General features: G+C 45.1%; 16 protein-coding genes and 1 other RNA gene. 12 read left to right on the plus strand and 5 right to left on the minus strand.

The features are described from left to right. Window positions 1-10 precede the first annotated feature (10 nt). The 4 genes from C161_RS10360 (at window position 11) to C161_RS10370 (ending at window position 3,461) form a co-directional block, all read left to right on the plus strand. Window positions 11-1,612, plus strand: coding sequence for a DEAD/DEAH box helicase (locus C161_RS10360; protein WP_036609657.1), 1,602 nt, complete (start codon window positions 11-13; stop codon window positions 1,610-1,612). A gap of 218 nt (window positions 1,613-1,830) precedes the next feature. Continuing rightward, on the plus strand, window positions 1,831-2,643 hold the full coding sequence (locus C161_RS10365; RefSeq protein WP_017689383.1) for a YesL family protein: 813 nt from the start codon (window positions 1,831-1,833) through the stop codon (window positions 2,641-2,643). Between the two features lie 51 nt (window positions 2,644-2,694). Next, window positions 2,695-2,886: non-coding RNA, 6S RNA (ssrS, locus tag C161_RS31940), on the plus strand. A 182-nt stretch (window positions 2,887-3,068) separates the two neighbouring features. Next, complete coding sequence (locus tag C161_RS10370) at window positions 3,069-3,461, plus strand: DUF1499 domain-containing protein (RefSeq protein WP_017689382.1); 393 nt, start codon at window positions 3,069-3,071, stop codon at window positions 3,459-3,461. A gap of 72 nt (window positions 3,462-3,533) precedes the next feature. Here C161_RS10370 and tpx read toward each other — a convergent pair whose 3' ends face one another. After that, on the minus strand, window positions 3,534-4,052 hold the full coding sequence (gene tpx / locus C161_RS10375) for a thiol peroxidase (RefSeq protein WP_036609653.1): 519 nt from the start codon (window positions 4,050-4,052) through the stop codon (window positions 3,534-3,536). Window positions 4,053-4,200: 148 nt separating this feature from the next. Between tpx and C161_RS10380 the strand changes: the two genes are divergently transcribed. Together C161_RS10380 and C161_RS10385 are read left to right on the plus strand one after the other, a co-directional pair. Next, on the plus strand, window positions 4,201-4,827 hold the full coding sequence (locus C161_RS10380) for a rhomboid family intramembrane serine protease (protein WP_036670140.1): 627 nt from the start codon (window positions 4,201-4,203) through the stop codon (window positions 4,825-4,827). Between the two features lie 69 nt (window positions 4,828-4,896). Further along, window positions 4,897-5,808 carry a LysR family transcriptional regulator gene (locus C161_RS10385; RefSeq protein WP_036609648.1) on the plus strand — a complete coding sequence of 304 codons (912 nt, stop codon included), beginning with the start codon at window positions 4,897-4,899 and terminating at the stop codon, window positions 5,806-5,808. A 43-nt stretch (window positions 5,809-5,851) separates the two neighbouring features. On the opposite strand, the gene C161_RS10390 is transcribed toward C161_RS10385, so the two are convergent. After that, complete coding sequence (locus tag C161_RS10390; protein WP_036609646.1) at window positions 5,852-6,532, minus strand: zinc metallopeptidase; 681 nt, start codon at window positions 6,530-6,532, stop codon at window positions 5,852-5,854. A 28-nt stretch (window positions 6,533-6,560) separates the two neighbouring features. Further along, window positions 6,561-6,989 (minus strand): MerR family transcriptional regulator, encoded by a 429-nt coding sequence (locus tag C161_RS10395; protein WP_017689377.1) that lies wholly within the window; start codon window positions 6,987-6,989, stop codon window positions 6,561-6,563. A gap of 352 nt (window positions 6,990-7,341) precedes the next feature. Here C161_RS10395 and C161_RS10400 point away from each other — a divergent pair, with 352 nt between their 5' ends. Genes C161_RS10400 through C161_RS10410 form a run of 3 tightly spaced genes read left to right on the plus strand, consistent with a single transcriptional unit; the run spans window position 7,342 to window position 10,603 of the window. Beyond that, window positions 7,342-8,742 carry an ammonium transporter gene (locus C161_RS10400; RefSeq protein WP_036609643.1) on the plus strand — a complete coding sequence of 467 codons (1,401 nt, stop codon included), beginning with the start codon at window positions 7,342-7,344 and terminating at the stop codon, window positions 8,740-8,742. 41 nt (window positions 8,743-8,783) lie between these two features. After that, entirely contained in the window at window positions 8,784-9,869 is a 1,086-nt protein-coding gene (locus C161_RS10405) for a DUF294 nucleotidyltransferase-like domain-containing protein (RefSeq protein WP_036671001.1), read from the plus strand. Next, the gene (locus C161_RS10410) at window positions 9,866-10,603 is read left to right on the plus strand and encodes an exonuclease domain-containing protein (protein ID WP_017689374.1); all 738 of its coding nucleotides are present in this window, start codon (window positions 9,866-9,868) and stop codon (window positions 10,601-10,603) included. Before C161_RS10405 ends, C161_RS10410 begins: the two co-directional genes overlap by 4 nt. Here the strand turns inward: C161_RS10410 and C161_RS10415 are convergent. Further along, window positions 10,589-11,080, minus strand: a complete 492-nt coding sequence (locus tag C161_RS10415; protein WP_051449685.1) for a M67 family metallopeptidase — start codon at window positions 11,078-11,080, stop codon at window positions 10,589-10,591. The two genes, C161_RS10410 and C161_RS10415, sit on opposite strands and share 15 nt — an antisense overlap. 226 nt (window positions 11,081-11,306) lie before the next feature. Between C161_RS10415 and C161_RS10420 the strand changes: the two genes are divergently transcribed. After that, on the plus strand, window positions 11,307-11,858 hold the full coding sequence (locus C161_RS10420; protein ID WP_036670142.1) for a TlpA family protein disulfide reductase: 552 nt from the start codon (window positions 11,307-11,309) through the stop codon (window positions 11,856-11,858). Window positions 11,859-11,940: 82 nt separating this feature from the next. Here C161_RS10420 and cimA read toward each other — a convergent pair whose 3' ends face one another. Continuing rightward, a complete protein-coding gene (gene cimA / locus C161_RS10425) occupies window positions 11,941-13,560 on the minus strand; it encodes a citramalate synthase (RefSeq protein WP_036670144.1) in 1,620 nt (539 codons plus the stop codon). Between the two features lie 531 nt (window positions 13,561-14,091). On the opposite strand from cimA, the gene C161_RS10430 reads away from it, so the two are divergent. After that, window positions 14,092-15,393, plus strand: coding sequence for a DNA polymerase IV (locus tag C161_RS10430; protein ID WP_036670145.1), 1,302 nt, complete (start codon window positions 14,092-14,094; stop codon window positions 15,391-15,393). A gap of 116 nt (window positions 15,394-15,509) precedes the next feature. Continuing rightward, complete coding sequence (locus C161_RS10435; protein ID WP_017689369.1) at window positions 15,510-15,752, plus strand: ferredoxin; 243 nt, start codon at window positions 15,510-15,512, stop codon at window positions 15,750-15,752. Window positions 15,753-15,888: the final 136 nt, after the last annotated feature.

Below are 15,888 nucleotides of genomic sequence, written 5' to 3' on the forward strand. Positions count from 1 at the left end.
ATGAATAATTTTGACAAATTTAAACTTTACAGATTTCAATCTTGAACCACTGGTGCTGCAAGCCATCACTGAGCTCGGGTTTGAAGAAGCAACACCGATCCAATCCAAAGCGATTCCTTTGGCACTCGAAGGCAGAGATTTGATTGGTCAAGCTCAAACAGGTACGGGTAAAACAGCTGCATTCGGTATTCCGTTGATCAGCAAAATCTCAAAAAGTGACGAGAAAATCCGCGCCCTTATTATGGCACCTACACGTGAACTTGCAATTCAAGTTGCTGAAGAGATCGAAAAACTTACTCGCTTCAAAGGTCTTCGCTCCCTGCCAATCTACGGCGGACAAGATATCGTGCGTCAAATCCGTGCACTGAAAAGAAAACCACAGATCATCATTGGTACACCTGGACGTCTCCTTGACCACATCAACCGCAAAACAATCAAACTAGATGATGTACAAACTGTTGTACTGGATGAAGCAGATGAAATGCTCGACATGGGTTTCATGGAGGATATCCAATCCATCCTGAAACAAGTTCCAGACGAGCGCCAAACGATGCTGTTCTCAGCAACAATGCCTCCTAACATTCAAAAATTGGCACAACAATTCTTGAACAATCCTGAACACATTTCTGTGATTCCGAAACATGTTAGTGCACCATTGATTGACCAATCCTATATCGAAGTACCTGAGCGTCAAAAATTCGAAGCATTGAGCCGTTTGTTGGATATGGAATCTCCTGAACTGGCGATCGTATTCGGACGTACAAAACGTCGTGTTGACGAATTGGCTGAAGCTTTGCAAAAACGTGGATATTCTGCAGACGGTCTTCATGGTGACTTGTCCCAGAATCAACGTGATGCGGTAATGCGTAAGTTCCGTGACGGCAGCATTGACGTACTCGTTGCAACAGACGTGGCTGCACGTGGTCTCGACGTATCTGGTGTAACTCACGTTGTTAACTTTGACCTTCCGCAAGATCCGGAGAGCTATGTTCACCGTATCGGTCGTACAGGTCGTGCGGGTAAAGAGGGTGCTGCTTGGTCCTTCGTTACACCGCGTGAGATTGATCACTTGCACTTCATCGAGCGTGTAACACGTCACCGTATTCCACGTAAACCACTGCCAACAATGGCAGAAGCGGTTGAAGGTAAACAACGTTTGACGGCAGAGCGCTTGCTGGAAATCGTACAATCAGGCGAATTGAACGAATACAAAGGTATTGCGATTCAAATGCTTGAGCAATATGATTCTGTTCAACTGTTGTCGGCTGCACTGAAGCTCCTGACAGGTGACAAGAAAGATGCTCAAGTTGATCTGACTCCTGAAGATCCAATCCGTGCAAAACGTCGTAAACCGGATGTTCGCTCTGGCGGACGTAAACCATCGGGTTACAGCGGTAACCGCACAAGTGGTAGCGGCGGCAGTGGTGGTGGTTACAACCGCGATCGCAACAGCAGTGGCGGCGGACGTGGCGGTTACAACCGTGATCGTAACAGCGGCAGCAGCACTGGCACTGGCGGTGGAAGCAGAGAAGGTGGTTACAACCGTGACCGCAAACCGCGTCCAAGCAGTAACGAAGGACGTCGTCCAGCGAAAGATTCTTCTTTCGAGTAATATAAACGTATGATCTGAAAAATGGAGCGGGCAACTGCTCCATTTTTTTATTTTCAAAGTGACTGCATCATTTTATTTTACTATCATAAGCGGCCAGAAGCGCTAGCTAAGGATAATGACGATCTCTTTTCGGGAAGTACTGGCTTTTCCTATCTATAATAAGGTATATTAATATTAGACTTCAGGTAATTCGCAAGGCTGCAGAGGAGGAGAAATGTTTGGAATTTAAAGGAGCTATGGGTGGGATCTACCGGCTTACAGAGTGGATTACGAGACTGGCCGCAACCAATCTGTTGTGGGCTATTTGTTCGTCTCCGTTCTTGTTTTTCTTGATTATGAAACTGCTCGTGATGCAGCAGAACCTCGCAAACGAATCATTGCAAATGAACTGGGCTATAGCTATTGTGGCACCGCTTACACTGTTCCCGGCGACTTCGGCGCTGTTTACGGTTGTTCGTAAATGGAATATGGGCGATACGGATGTACCGATCTTCCGTACTTTCTTTGTAGGTTACAAGGAAAACTACAAGCAAAGTTTAATTGGGGGTATTTTTTACACACTGCTGTTCGCAATTATGTATCTGGATTATACAGTGTACATGACGCAGTTCCGCAATATGCAGCTCGTGGGAATCATCATGTTAGTACTGCTTCTCTTGTTATTTGTATCACTCTTTAACTTCTTCTCGATGGTTGTACATTATCATATGTCCATCGGACTCATTATCAAAAATGCGGTATTGCTTACGCTGATCAGACCATTCCGTGTATTTTCCACATTGCTGGGAAGTGGATTGCTGTTCTACATCGGTTTCCGTTATCCGGTCTTGTTTGTTTTCTTCATTATCAGCATCATTGCTTGGTTTGCTTTCTTTAACTTCTACGCAACCTTCAACAAGATGCAGGAGCAGATGGAGAAGATGCAACTCAAGAAGGAAGAAGAGGAAGCTGCTGCGCTGGCTGAACAATCAGCAGAGAATGGTGAAACATCTGAGCCATCAGACGACAAAAACATTACATTGCAAAAATAAAACATGATGAATCGCCATTTACTTTTTACACAGTTAGGGATATAATAATTGTACATCCTGCGATGTACGTTTCGGTTATTCGTTGTTTTGAACCAATGATGATGTCTTCGGGAGATCAACACAGAATGTTGCTGAAAAGCCCTGTCTATACGACATGGGGACTTCAAAAAGCATTTTTGCGGTCACCCACCTGCCAAGCAGGTTCATAAGACAATGTAGCCGGACGGCATAGGCGGGTTCCTAAATCTTCATGTACAGCACCCTGACTTTTCCTCTACAAAAGGAATTTCAGGGTGTTTTTAAGTTGTGATGAATGTTTTTGATTGGTTTTATGATAAATATGATGCTTGCCCTTTTGTTACTACTTGAACAATGTTACACTAAGATACATAAATGGAACGGTTACAATCAAAGGAGGAAGGGTCTTGACCTTAAAGAGAACGCTCGTCGGTATCATCCGCAGCATGGAGGGGACCAGCGATCGAGCCAAGGATCCCAAATTAAAAACACGGTATTATAACTTATCCAAAGACAGAGCCTGGGAAGAGGTCTCTTCGACACTCAAAAAGATTCCGGGTTATAAAGTGCTACATGAAGTGCCTTCTGTTGGAGAAGTTATTCTGGAGAAGCGGACTACCTTTGGACGGACGATGGATATTACAGTTTCCATTATCTCAGTAAGTCCTGTTCGCAGTGCGGTGGATATGTATTCAGCTTCACGTGGTTCACTTGGAGACTTGGGTTCCAATTATCGCACGATTATGAACTTATTCTCTGTACTGGATAAAAAGCTAAGCAAGTATAAAGCAAATGATTGAAATAGATGATAAATAACAAAAAGCGAGTGAAGGTTAACCTTCCTCGCTTTTGTTCTGAACGTATGATAACTTCTACAGCAAAGCTTTTACAGCAGCAATCGCTTGTTCGAAGTTAGGGGAGTCTGTCATTTCAGGCAAATACTCCACATATGTAATCCGGTCTTCGGCATCCAAAACAAAAATGGAGCGCATGTCGAGTTGGAATTCTTTGATCAGAACGCCGTAGTCTTCACCGAAAGAACGTGTTTTGTAGTCTGACAATGTAACTACGCGGTCAACACCAGCTGCTCCACACCAACGAGCCTGAGCAAACGGAAGGTCAACACTGACTGTCAAGACAACAACATTGTCTCCGAGTTCTCCAGCTTCCACGTTGAAACGACGAGTTTGCGCATCGCATACGCCAGTATCCAGGGAAGGAACAACGCTGATTAATTTGATTTTGCCTGCGAAGTCTTTCAGGGAAGCATCCTCAACCAGGTTCTTGCTCAGTGTAAAATCAGGTGCTTGATCGCCCACTTTCAGTTCGGGTCCGATCAATGTAATAGGGTTGCCTTTAAATGTGGCTGCGCCTGTACGTTCTTGTGTCATAATAATGTTCCTCCTTATAAATTGGTGATCCGTGCCAAAATCCATTATAATCTTTTATGAAAGGCATTGTCCAATTCGGGCATGTACCATTACGATGGATCAGAGATGTGAGTCCGATCTGAACAGGGTGGAGTGAAAGAAGAAATTTATGATATTTATTCGCTATGAGAACTGGAAAGGTTATTTGAAGTATTTCCCTTTGACGTCGCTTTTTTTAATTGCCAATGTAGTCATGTTTATTGTGTTAACGGTGAACGGTGGATCAACGAACAATATGGTGCTGCTGAAATTTGGGGCACTTACGAATCATGAACTGTTCGCGCATGAATGGTGGCGTTACATTACATCCATGTTCCTGCATGCGGGCTTCGGTCATTTATTGTTTAACAGCTTTGCGTTAATTGTATTTGCTCCACCGATGGAGCGGTTGCTCGGGTCGGTAAGGTATGGTGTATTGTACCTGGGTGGCGGTGTATTGGGTAATATTCTTGCTGTTGCGTGGTACAACTCGGTTGGGAGCATTACCATCTCGGTAGGTGCTTCAGGAGCGATCTATGCCGTCTATGGTGCATTCCTGTATGTAGCGCTGTTCCAGCGAACGATGATGGACGAGGCTTCGCGCAAAACGATGTACACGTTGCTTTTGTTCGGAATCATATTCTCCTTTGCCATGTCAGGCATCAACTGGATGGCTCACCTTGGCGGATTGTTGGGTGGATTCTTTATTTACGGACTGTTGATCAGATTGTGGAAACCCCGCAGCTTAAAGCGGTAGTCAGAACGTTCTCAAGATGGAATACAGTCAAGGATAAGTAGGGTATAACAGATTGGAGCGATCAGGCGAGTGGAATTAAGACAGTTGCATTACTTTTTGAAAGTGGCACAGAAGGAACATGTAACACAGGCTGCTGAAGAGTTGCATGTGGCACAGTCGGCGGTGAGTCGTCAGATTCATCAGCTGGAAGAAGAACTGGGCGTGGACCTTTTTATGCAAAAGGGGCGAAACCTGCAGTTGACTGCAGTAGGGCAGCTTTTTTGCAAACGAATTGAAGGTATCTTGAAAGATTTGGACAAGGCAGTCGGGGAAGTTCATGAGTTTCTGGACCCGGAGCATGGAGAGATTCGAATTGGGTTTCCGCATAGCCTGGGGATTCATCTCATTCCTTCCGTGGTGGCTGCTTTCCGTCAGCGCTACCCCAACGTGAAATTCAGATTCAAGCAGGGGATGTTCCCTACACTGATTCGTGATGTGTTATCGGGAGAGGTAGACTTGGCATTCATTTCTCCTTTTCCAGAGAAGCATGATCAAGTAGATGGCGATATTGTACTCACGGAAGAATTACATGCGATCCTTCCTCCTAATCACCCGTTAGCTGGTGAAGAGACAATTGCGCTTGAACAGCTCAAGGATGATAAATTTGTATTATTCAGCAAAGGTTATTCTCTTCGTCCTATTGTATGGCATGCTTGTCTGGAAGCTGGTTTTACACCCAAGATCGCTTTTGAAGGGGAAGAGACCGACACCATCCGCGGATTGGTCGCTGCGGGCATGGGGGTCAGTCTGCTACCTGAGATGGCGTTATTCCAGACGAATCCGTTGCAACCGGCACATGTGGCTATCTCCCATCCCAAAGTAACGCGAACTATCGGGTTAATTCATCGTGCGCATGATAAATTGCCGCTGGTTGCTCAGTCCTTTCGTTCATTCTTGCTTGATTATTTCGGTTTACAACAAAACAATACCCCATCCGATTAACGGTGGGGTATTGTTTTTTTGTTTTTGTTGTATAGGTATCCAATTAATCGCGGCTGTTGAAGATTCCGATGTAACGAATCAACTCAAGCAGTGAGATCAACGCTGCAGCAACGTAAGTCAAGGCTGCGGCATTCAGAACTTTTGCGACACCTTTTTCTTCTTCATTACGGATGTACCCTTCGGATACCATAATCTCTCTGGCACGATTACTTGCATTGAACTCAACCGGTAAAGTGATGAGTTGGAATGCTACAGTTACGGAGAAGAAGATGATACCGATACCTACAAGGTTCATGGCATTGAAGATGAATCCTGCAATTAACAGGAATGGAGCTAATCCGGATGCAAAGTTCACAATTGGGAAGATCCGGTGACGCAGTGCCAGCATCGGATAACTTTCTTTATGCTGAATGGCGTGGCCAACTTCGTGACACGCTACCGAAACAGCTGAGATTGAGTTTTCGTAATATACTGGTTCTGATAAACGTACAACCCGATTGATCGGATCATAGTGATCAGAGAGTGTGCCGCGTACAGGTTCAATTGGAACATCATGCAGGCCGTTAGCATCAAGCATCTGGCGAGCGGCATCATAACCAGTCATTCCGTTCTGGTTCGGTACCTCCGACCAACGTCTAAACGTACCTTTAACGCGAAATTGCGCCCATAAAGAGAGCAAAAAGGCGATAATGATCAATACGAACATACCGTTATTAAAACTCATATTCATTCCTCCGCTTTCTATGAATAAGCTACATCATGGTGTTCTCAAGCAAGATTTTTAGTGCCTCCATTGTACCGGCACTTTTGGTGAGGAGCCCTGCCATCATTTTACGTGCTTGTACAGGTTTCATCTCTCCAAGTAGCGGTTTGAGTTCGTTAACCTCTCGCTCAAGTTGTTGTACGTGAAGTTCCAATGTTGTCAATTTGCTGGCAACTTGTTCTTCTGTACTAACCAGACGCCACTTCTCAAGAGATTGTTTAATCTCGTCGAGACTATACTTCTCTTGTTTCATCTGTACAATACGTTCAAGCCTCGTTAAAGTTTCATTACTATAGAGACGATAATTTTTTTGTGTACGTTCTTCGGGAGCGATTAGTCCAAGCTTTGTGTAATAATCAATCGTCCGTTCACTAACACCAGCGGTCTTGGCGAGTTCGCCAATCCGAAAAAGTTTCATATCCCCAATGATATTCACCTCGCTTGCAAGTTCAAATGTAGGGAATTGTAGTTTCCACTTGTGAATTTCTAGACTACGCCCAATTTTTCTTACTAATAAGTATGATACATGATCTTTAACCGTACAGTCAAACGTTATGCTTTGGCAATCAGCATACTGCATTTCTATATCTATGTACTCATAGAATGTGATTATGTACTTAAGTGCAAGAAAAAGACGTATGACTTTATTCCCAGAAATAATTTTCAATTTTGATGAAAATACTCTTGTCAACTTTCCTCTCTTCTGCTTATAATGACATTAAGAGTTTCACGTTATGTGAAGAAACTTAACATAAGAGGGAGTGGGGTATATGAGAAAGAAATGGTTGGTTTCCATGTTAGTAATGCTTACTTTGTTCGCTTTTCCGGTTAGCGCATTTGCGGCTGCGGAGGGTCCGACTAACATTGAACTTCAAAGTGGTTTGAACTCAGCCTTTACGTTTTTGGCTGTTGTACTCGTGTTCTTGATGCAAGGGGGATTTGCTTTACTTGAAGCGGGTTCAACACGAATGAAGAATGCAGGACACATTGCGGGTAAGACCATCCTGACATTGGGAATTTCAGTTATTGCCTTCTGGGCTTTGGGTTTCGGTCTTGGTTTCGGTAATGGTAACAGCTTCTTTGGAACAACAGGATTTTTCCTGAGCGGTGACAAGATGGCTGCTTCCTTCGAATCACTGGCTTTCTCCGATGTTCCACTGACTATTAAATTCGTTTTCCACCTCGCTTTTGCGGCGGTATCTCTGGCCATTGCCTGCGGTGGTATGGCTGAACGTGCAAAAATGAGCGTATATATTGTATTCGGTACACTTTATACCATTATCATGTATCCGGTTGTTGCTCACTGGGTATGGGGCGGCGGCTGGTTGGCTGAGCTGGGTATGCAAGACTTTGCAGGATCGACGGTTGTTCACTTGACTGGTGCGACTGCAGCATTGGTAGCGACGATCTTGTTGAAACCACGTATTGGTAAATACAACAAAGACGGCAAACCTAACATCATTCCTGGTCACAACCAAGTGTATTCCGTACTCGGGGTTATTATCCTCTGGATCGGTTGGTTCGGATTCAACCCAGGTAGTACATTGTCTGCCATGGGAGATGGATTCTTCGGTTATGTTGCATTAACTACTAACGTAGCTGCTGCAGCCGGTGGTGTTGCTGCGCTGTTGATCTCATGGGCAGTACTTGGGAAGTCTGATATTCCTAGCATGTTAAACGGTGTGCTTGCGGCACTCGTTGCGATTACAGGAGCATGTGCATTCGTTGAACCTTGGGCAGCCCTGGTTATCGGTGCTCTGGCGGGTATCATCACATTCTTCACAGCACAGTACTTCGATCGTAAAGGAATTGACGATCCAATCTACGCTTTCTCCGTACATGGTATTGCTGGTATGTGGGGTGCAATCTCCACAGGTTTGTTCGCTACTCCTGAACTTGCCGAGAATGCTGGTGTAGGTCAAGCGGGTCTGTTCTATGGCGGTGGATTCCACCAATTGGGCGTACAGCTTCTCGGTCTGGCAGGTGCTTTTGCCTTCGTACTGGTAATGTCCTTCATTATTCTGGGCGGAATGAAAGCGATCATGGGCATCCGTGTTACTGAAGAAGAAGAAACAATGGGTCTGGATATCAGTGAGCACGGTACTTACGGATACCCTGAACAAATGAAAAATGTAGATTCTAAATCCAATGGTGGTACGTTCAGCTCCTGAGGTGAATGATGCTGAATCATGCTTCAAGGAGGCTGGACATGATGGAACCCATCTCGTATACAAACTATTCCTGGTCTTATCAGGGAATCGATGGTGCGGTGTCTTCTCAAGAACTGCGCCAGGCACGTGTAATATTACAGAACGAGCTCCAGGAATTGTTGTCCGCTTCCTTGTCGCCGATCGAGTGGTACCAAACGGTAAATGAACTGCATGACCGGATTGCACGGAAAGCAGTAGAGTTATGCATTCAGGGGATGGTTGAGGAAGGCTTCGGCCAACCTCCCGTCCCCTATGCCTTTATCGTATTTGGCAGTTCCGGCAGGGAAGAAGCAACGTTATGGAGTGATCAGGATAATGGCATGATCATTAGCGATACTCCGCATGAAGGTAAAGAGGAATATTTTGCTCAGCTCGGACAGCGAATGACGGATGTGTTAGAAGGGCTTGGTTACGCCAAGTGCGAAGGTAAAGTCATGTGCTCTGAGCCACTCTGGAGAAAAACGCTGGCGTCATGGAAACAACAATTAGCAGATTGGAGCTCGGATCTGAATTGGGAGCCCGTTCGTAATCTGATTATTGCTTCAGACATGCGTTTTGTTGCAGGTGAGCAAAGTCTGGCGGAGGAATGGATCACGAGTTTTTATGAACAGTTCAGACTGATTCCTGAACTTTCGGATGCAGTTCTTCGCAATACGGTTAAACATAAAGCTACATTAAATGTACTTGGACGTGTGGTCACAGAACGATTTGGTGAACATGCAGGCGGATTTGATATCAAGTATGGCTTGTACATTCCGCTGGTGAACAGTGCCCGGTATTTGGCTTTGCAACATGGGATCAAGGAGTCATCTACGTTAAAAAGAGTGGAGAGACTGACTTCACTTGAAGCTGTTCCATTTACATTACTGGATGCATGCCAGCGGGCCTTCTTAGCTGCTTTGAAATTTCGCCGAATTACACCGGTTGTCATCCAAGGGGATTTGCAACATAGCAGTGGGTTTCTGGATGAGAAACAGATGAAACAAAAACAGATTCATTATGAGCTCAGGGATACGCTCGGGTTGGTACGACGAGTGCATCGTGCTTTGCAAAGACAGTTGCGTTTTGCAGAAAGGAGACGTCCATGAGAGAGCCGGCAAGGGGCAATACAGGATTCTGGAATTCGCTGCGTCAGGGAGGGGTTCCTTCCGCCATCGCTTCCATTATGGGAGCCCCTACGGCGCAACACATGGCGTTTATCCGCTCTATGATGAGAGAACAGCGCAGACCTGAGGTTCTGCATACACCTCTAAATGAGCTGGACGCAGTTGTATTTGATCTGGAAACGACGGGATTTTCGCCCCAGCACGGGGATGAGATTATCTCATTTGGTGCGGTCCGTATACATGGAGGTGTGGTACTGGAAGGAGAACAGTTTTATACGGTGGTGCAGTCCAAGACTGCGGTTCCGGAACATATTACTGAACTTACAGGTATTACACAGGAGATGACGTTGGACGCACCAACTTTGCTGGAAGGGTTGCATGATTTCATGTCTTTTGTAGGTGGAAATGTTCTGATTGCACACGCAAGTGCGCATGACCGAGCTTTTCTGAATGCAGCTCTGTGGCGGACTTCAAAGGTAAGGCTGACACATCGTTTAATCGATACGATGATGTTGGCCCGCTGGCTTGAACCGAGCAGGCCGGGGTATGGTCTGGATGAATTGCTGGAATCCAGAGGGATTCCGATCTATGGACGTCACCATGCACTGGAAGATTCAAAAATGACTGCACAGTTATGGTCCTGCTACTTGGAGGACATGACTCGTAAAAATGTAGAGACCTTGGGTGATCTGTATACCCAGCTAAGTCACGCATAACGGAACGGGAAGCAGATTGTATGAAGGCACAACGTGTTGTGCCGGATCCTGCGATTCCTTCGAAGATTCAATCAGATAACCGTTCAGATGCATATGAGATCGCGACCCGCTTGTAAGGTCGGGTGAGCCGATGAGGTACATCTGAAGCAAACCGGCGAAGGCCTGAAGCGCTTGGATGTCCTCTAAGGATGGAACGGGCCTTGTATGTGGATGAGAATGGAAGATACCAATGAGCTTGGGCTCGGAGAATACGCACCGAATCCATTCGGCATCGTCCAGAGTAAAATGGTGCAGCGGGTCAGGTGCTACGTTACGAATGGGCTGAAACCGACTGATTCGTATACCGCCCGCTGCGGTTTCACCCAGCATAACCCCGCAGGCTTCTTGTGGCAGCGAAAGGAACATGTGCTTTGACATCTCTTGTTCTACGGAAGAAGGGATGTAGAAGGCGTTTTGCTGCCCGTGAAGTGCTGCCATTTGTATTCACCCCTCTCTCTTTGGCTCCTGCTATGGCAGGAGTCCTTTTTCATTTTATTTTCAGTGATGCGGATTGTAAAATTTTAAAGGAAAAGGGTACAATAATAAAGAGAACATTTGGGAATCATGTTCTGGTGAACTATGATAGAGCGTGATAAACACTTAGCATGTGCAGAAATTACGGTTTCAGTTTCAATATGCTAATTATATAAAAGGGTGGCGGGTTATGAAACGAAACATATACATACTCCTTGGTGTTGTCTTGCTGGTTGGTATTGCACTGGCCCAGAATGCGGGTGACGGCATTGCAGCCGTCTTTAAGCAGGAAGAACCGATGCCTACAGAGACGGGACCACGTGCGGGTCTTCTGGCACCTGCTTTTTCTCTGACAGCAATGGATGGAGAGACGTACAGTGTGGGCGGTGCCAAAGATAAGGCCACGTTCGTCAGTTTCTGGGCATCCTGGTGTGAGCCGTGTAAGCAGGAAGCTCCGGAGCTGAACAGAATGGCTGCGAAATACAAGGATAAGCTTGACATGTATGGGGTTAATGTAACGTCATATGATAAACTCAAGGATGCCAAAGCTTTTGTGGATGAGTACCAACTGACGTTCCCTATTCCCTTGGATGAGAAGGGGACTGTGTATGCTCAATACAATGGGGTGGCTTTTCCAACGAATGTTCTGATTGACTCCAGAGGAGTTATACAGGAGATTGTTCTGGGCATATTGCCTGAGAAAGAGTTGGAACGTAAGATTAAAAAGTTAATTGCGAATTAATTTTCATGTAAACAAAGAAGCCTTTGCATCCATGAATCATGGGTACAGAGGCTTCTTTATATTTTCCGGGAAATAAGCGTTATTAGTGGTTGCTTATCCCATGAGCAGGAATAGGGAGTGTGCCCGGCTCATCCTGTAATTTTTCTTGAAGCAAAGCATAGCGGAAACTGTGAACGAGCGCTTCCCAACTTGCTTCAATTACGTTCTCGGATACACCAACAGTGTTCCATGTGTTCTCTGTATTTTTGGATTCGATCAATACACGAACTTTGGCAGCTGTAGCATCCTTCTCATCCAGAACACGCACTTTGTAGTCCGACAGATGCATGTTGGCAAGTGAAGGGAAATATTGTACCAGCGCTTTCCGAAGGGCGTTATCGAGTGCGTTAACCGGACCATTGCCCTCAGCAGCGGTATAAGCGCTTGTTCCAGCGATATTCACTTTGACAAAAGCTTCAGAAACAACGGATTTACCCGCCGTTTTCTCCACAAGCATTTTGAATGATTCAAACGTGAACAATTCTTTCATGTCACCGTTCGCTTCACGAATTAACAATTCAAGCGAAGCATCTGCGCCTTCGAACTGGTAACCCTGATGTTCCAGGTCTTTGATTTTCTCAATAATCTGACGTGAATTGGCACTGCTTGGATCGAACTCAAGCCCCAGTTCCTGGGCTTTGGATACAATGTTACTTTGTCCGGCAAGTTCAGAGACCAGCACACGTTGTTTGTTACCAACCAGTTCAGGCACGATGTGTTCATAGGTACGTGAATCCCGCAGGATGGCAGAGACGTGAATCCCACCTTTGTGAGCAAAAGCAGCATTGCCGACATAAGGCTGATTAATCGGCATATTCACATTGGCAATCTCGCTAACATAACGAGCCACGTTTGTAAGTTGTCTCATGGAATCATCAGTAACACATTCATAGCCAAGTTTCAGTTGCAGGTTCGGGATAATGGATGCTAGATTGGCGTTACCGCAACGCTCTCCATAACCATTCATCGTTCCTTGCACCTGACGGGCTCCGGCTTGTACAGCGCTGAGTGTGTTGGCCACAGCCAGTTCACAATCATTATGTGTATGGATCCCGAGATGTGCATGAGGCAGGCTTCTATGCAGTGTGGATACGATCTCGTGCACCTCGTTTGGCATCGTCCCGCCATTGGTATCACACATAATGAGCCAGTCCGCTCCAGCTTCGTGGGCCTTGGTCAAGACCGCTTGAGCATACTCCGGGTTATGTTTGAATCCGTCAAAGAAGTGTTCTGCATCAAAGATCACTTCCATTCCATTCTGTTTCAGATAGGCGATGGAATCATAGATCATGGACAAGTTTTCTTCCAATGTAGTCTGCAAAGCGGTGTGCACATGGAAGTCCCATGATTTACCGACCAGGGTTGCAGCCTGAGCACCAGATTCGATCATGCGCTTCAGGTTGGCGTCTTCACTAGCAACACTGCCTTTACGGCGGGTACTGCCAAAAGCAACAACCTTTGCGTTCAGGTTTAATTCCTTGACTCTTTTGAAAAACTCAATGTCCTTGGTATTGCTGCCGGGAATTCCGCCTTCAATATAATGGACACCCAGGTCATCAAGCTTCTTGGCAATTTTGAGTTTGTCGTCTGCCGATAAGCTGACACCCTCCCCTTGTGTGCCGTCACGTAAAGTCGTATCGAAGATGGAAATGGCCTTTGACATGAAGATCCTCCTTTGAGATAAAGCGCTCTTTTAAAAGTTTGGATTTTAAGTTAGGAAAAGCTGTTAAGTACGTTAGTGGACGAATCCTTCGATTCGGCAACGCTACACTGTGTTAAACTCAATGCGCTGATTTGTCCTAAAGTCGTCAATTTGTATAATTAATTATTATAGCACCATTATAGCCAAATGCTACATAGAAATCGCAGTTTCATGTAACAATTAACGTATTTTAGAGAAAAAAGAAGGATGTTAATCATAATCCGGATGTATGTTATAATCTATTATTGAGTTTTAATTGTAATATATGGAAGAAAAGGAGGGGTGATTTTGACTTTTTTATGGGAAAATACGATTATTGCTCTGATCACTTTGATATTTTTTGTGAGTGTAGGATGGTTAATTATTCGGTCTCTGATCAGATCTCGCAGAAAATAAATGCTCATGACTGAATTAACATAACGGGTTTGATATACTATAGAAGAAAGAAATTCGTTTCATTAATTAGTGTGCAAGAAAGGGCGGAGGTTCATGATGTCTTCAGACGGCAATCCTCCAGCAAATGTGGATCAATACTACCCTACAGCCGGACGGGTGATTCTACATGTCGATATGAATGCTTTCTACTGCTCTGTACATGAAGCCGAGGAACCAGATTTATATAGAGGAAAAGCAACGGCCGTTGCGGGCAGCAGTGAACTGCGAAAGGGTGTAATTGTAACCTGCTCATATGCCGCTCGTAATCGAGGCATCTCAACAGGTATGGTTGTGCACCAAGCCATGAAAAAGTGCCCTGATCTCATTGTGATACGTCCTGATTTTCATTTATATCGTCAATATTCAAGAGCCTTCATGCAGATTGCGTATAGCTATACGCCTCAACTTGAGGCGACATCCATTGATGAATGTTATCTTGATATTACAGGTTCAAGGCAATTCGGGAATCCAATGGAGATTGCGGAGAGTATTCAGCGTAGAATCAAGGATGAATTGGGGCTGCCATGTTCCATAGGCATTGCGCCCAACAAATTATTGGCGAAAATGGCTTCGGATCTGAAAAAACCGAACGGTATCTCCATTTTACGCATGAGGGATGTACCCCGGATTCTTTGGCACAGACCATGCAACGAGATGTTTGGCATTGGCAAAAAAACGGCTGAAAAGTTAAAAAAACTGGGCATTGAAACGATTGGTCAATTGGCCAAGTCGGATGAGAACATGTTGACCGAACTATTTGGAGTTAATGGAGCATGGCTCAAAAATTCCGCGAATGGCATTAACCATTCCGCAGTTCACGCGGAACGGGAGGCCAATAAATCCATTGGGCATACAACCACTTTACCGGCGGATGTATCGGATATGAATGAGATTCATCGGGTGTTCCTCAATATAAGTGACCAGGTAGCCAGAAGGTTGCGCAAGCACGAAATGTTCAGCCAGGGTATTCAGATAACAATCCGGACACCGGATATGAAGACAATCACCCGATCACGTCTAATGGAAGTTCCTACGGAGGATGCAACGGTCATTTACCGTGAGGCCTGTAAACTATTTGAGAAGCATTGGGGTAGTGGCAAACCTGTACGCATGCTGGGTGTGACACTTCAAAACCTGATTCCAAGAGAAGAATCCGCTGTACAGATGGACTTGTTCGAATATGAGCAGAAGCCCAAGAAGGACAATCTGATTCGGATTATGGATCAGTTACGTGATAAATTTGGTGAGAATGCTGTTGTGACCGCAGGCATGCTTGGAGACGATCCTTCCGTGCTGCTTCGTAATCATAAAGTGCGCGGTACTTCCCTGCAAAAAGATAACTTGCAAAGTCTTGATTAAATAAGGGATAATAGAGACTTGTGGTTGCAAAATGTTTGTAATTATCCTTACTTTGTATTAATATGTTTCTAGATAAAAACACTGTACGTTTTGAATTTTAGGAGGAGAGAATGTAAATGAGTAAATATACTTGGGTTGAAAAAGACACATGTATCGCATGTGGCGCTTGTGGAGCAACAGCTCCAGACATCTACGATTATGATGATGAAGGTTTGGCTGAAGTTATCTTTGACGGCGATGCTAACCATGGTGTCAAAGCTATTCCAGACGACTTGTTTGACGATATGCAGGATGCATGCGATGGCTGCCCTACAGATTCAATCAAAGTAGCGGACGAGCCTTTCAATAAAGAAGGCTAATTATTTCTCACATGAACATAGAGCACTTTCTTTTGTCTTAACGACAAGGGAAGGTGCTTTTTTTGCATTCATTTAACTGTGATTATCTGACTGTGGATCAAGGACGAACATTGTCGAACCCCCCTTTTTTCCACCG

It is taken from the genome of Paenibacillus sp. FSL R5-192 (assembly GCF_000517845.1).
In the GTDB taxonomy this organism is placed as follows: domain Bacteria; phylum Bacillota; class Bacilli; order Paenibacillales; family Paenibacillaceae; genus Paenibacillus; species Paenibacillus amylolyticus.